Origin of the sequence: Legionella gratiana (genome assembly GCF_001467695.1) — a bacterium.
In the GTDB taxonomy this organism is placed as follows: domain Bacteria; phylum Pseudomonadota; class Gammaproteobacteria; order Legionellales; family Legionellaceae; genus Legionella; species Legionella gratiana.
The window spans coordinates 1-720 of the sequence record NZ_LNYE01000027.1 but is presented as its reverse complement, the minus strand read 5'-3'; the positions used below and the strand labels follow the sequence as shown (position 1 = coordinate 720).

The following is a 720-nucleotide window of genomic DNA, read 5'->3' as shown; positions in this document are numbered from 1 at the left end:
TTAAAGCCACAACGGCATCACAACTGTTCAAGCGTCTCAGTTCATATTCTAAACAACATCCATTGTACTGCGCCATAAAGGAATTTGGACGGATTATTAAAAGTCTGTTTATTCTTCGATATATTGATGATGTGGAATTACGACAGACTGTTGAAAAACAGTTAAATCGTATTGAGCTATCGAATAAATTCTCAAAAGCCATTCTGTTTGGTAACAACCAGGAAATTCAATACAGCAGCAAGGAGGAACAAGAAATGGTTGTTGGTTGCCAGCGCTTAATCCAGAATGCAATTGTATTATGGAATGAGCTATACCTTTCGCAAAAATTGGCTCTGTTAGAGGATGAAGCAAGCAGGAAAGCACTACTAACTATTATTCGCAATGGGTCGACTTTAATCTGGCATTATGTCAATTTGCATGGGGAATATGATTTTACTCAGGATATTGAAGAGCAGGGTATGTTGTTCGATATGGATAAAATATTGGCACTTAAAGTCGCTTAGCTATCTCATTGCCAGTTTGGGCTGGATATGCGGTAAAACCCAACTTTAGAAATCAAAGATCCTAATGTTGTTGCAACAAGTGGTGAAAAAATACACCCAATTATCACTTATACCGGGAATCCTGAGCATCAAGTAATAGGAACGGTTTTTGAAATAAGCTTCGAAGAGTTAATACAAGCTGATTCATATGAAGTTTCAGATTATAAACGCATCAAAG

General features: G+C 37.1%; 1 protein-coding gene. It reads left to right on the top strand.

Annotation, left to right across the window (positions count from 1 at the left end):
• On the top strand, positions 1-503 hold a 503-nt coding region (locus tag Lgra_RS12745; protein WP_157068273.1), incomplete at its 5' end, for a Tn3 family transposase.
• Positions 504-720 lie beyond the last annotated feature (217 nt).